We start from the raw sequence: 1,174 nt of genomic DNA on the forward strand, positions 1-1,174 counted from the left end.
CCACTGCTTGGCCCAAGTCAATGACCGCCATGGCGTAGTAGCTGCTCCAGTTGTAGCGGGTGATGGCGTAGAAGTTTTCCGTGCCAGCCACGTAGCTTGGGGCGTCGGGGCCGTTGAGCAGTTCGATCAAGGCCAGTGGGCCTTGGTGCTGCAGCGCGGCACTCGACAGGGCCGCGCCTTGGCCCACAAAGCTGGCCACGCTGAAGGTGGGCAGGATGTCGGGGGCCAGCAGGCTGTCCATGTTGGTCTGGCCCGGTGTGAGGCTGACCGGGTAGTGCGTGGGCATGCCGCTTTGCCAGCCAAAGGCCTTGAAGTAGTTGGCCACTGAGCCGATGGCATCCTGGGGGCTGCCAAACAGGTCGATGCGCCCATCCCCATCAAAGTCCACGGCAAATTTGGCCCAACTCGACGGCATGAATTGCGGCAGACCTATGGCGCCAGCGTAGCTGCCTCGGATGGCCAGTGGGTCAGCCCTGCTGCGAGAGGTGAGCAGCAAAAACTGCTCCAGTTCGCTTTGGAAGAAGGCTTGGCGTGCTGCGGCTCGTGGGTGGGCACTGGGGAAGTGAAAAGCCAATGTGGCCAGGGCGTCCAGGATGCGGAAGTTGCCGGTGTTTTGGCCGTAAAGGGTTTCCACGCCGATGATGGCCACGATCAGTGCCGAGGGCACGCCGTATTCACGCTCTGCCATGTCCAAGGCGTTGCGGTGGTTCTGCCAAAAACGTATGCCCGCCTGGATGCGGGTGGGCTCGACGAAGCGGGCGCGGTAAGCGGTCCAGTTTTTGGCGCTGGGTGTACTGGGGGGGAGAACGAGTTTTTCCACCAAGGGCAGACGGCGCGCCTGGCCCAATTGGGTTTGCAGCCACACGCGGTCGATTTGCAAGCGTTGGGCGGCTTGATCGGCCCAGTCCATGGCCACGGCGGAGTCTGCAAACAGGGGGCCGGTCTGCGTCGACACTTTGGCAGGCCGAGTTTTGGCGGGTGTGGCACTTTGGGCCTGCACAGCCAAGGGCATCAGCCCGGCCAGCACGAGCCCCCAAGCCCATGCACGCAAGCTTTGGCGCAAGCCGATTACAGGCACCGAATGGGGAGAATAGGGCTTGTTCATGGACGCTGCAGTTTAAACGCCATGCAGGTCAAAAACGGGAAATTAAGGGCCAATACCGAGGCTGAAAGG

At 62.0% G+C, this 1,174-nt stretch carries 1 protein-coding gene; it reads right to left on the reverse strand.

Annotation, left to right across the window (positions count from 1 at the left end):
* The coding region (gene mltB / locus Q0341_RS13620; RefSeq protein WP_299514353.1) for a lytic murein transglycosylase B at window positions 1–910 on the reverse strand (910 nt) is incomplete at its 3' end.
* Window positions 911–1,174 lie beyond the last annotated feature (264 nt).

Source organism: uncultured Limnohabitans sp., assembly GCF_937889215.1.
GTDB lineage: Bacteria > Pseudomonadota > Gammaproteobacteria > Burkholderiales > Burkholderiaceae_C > Limnohabitans_A.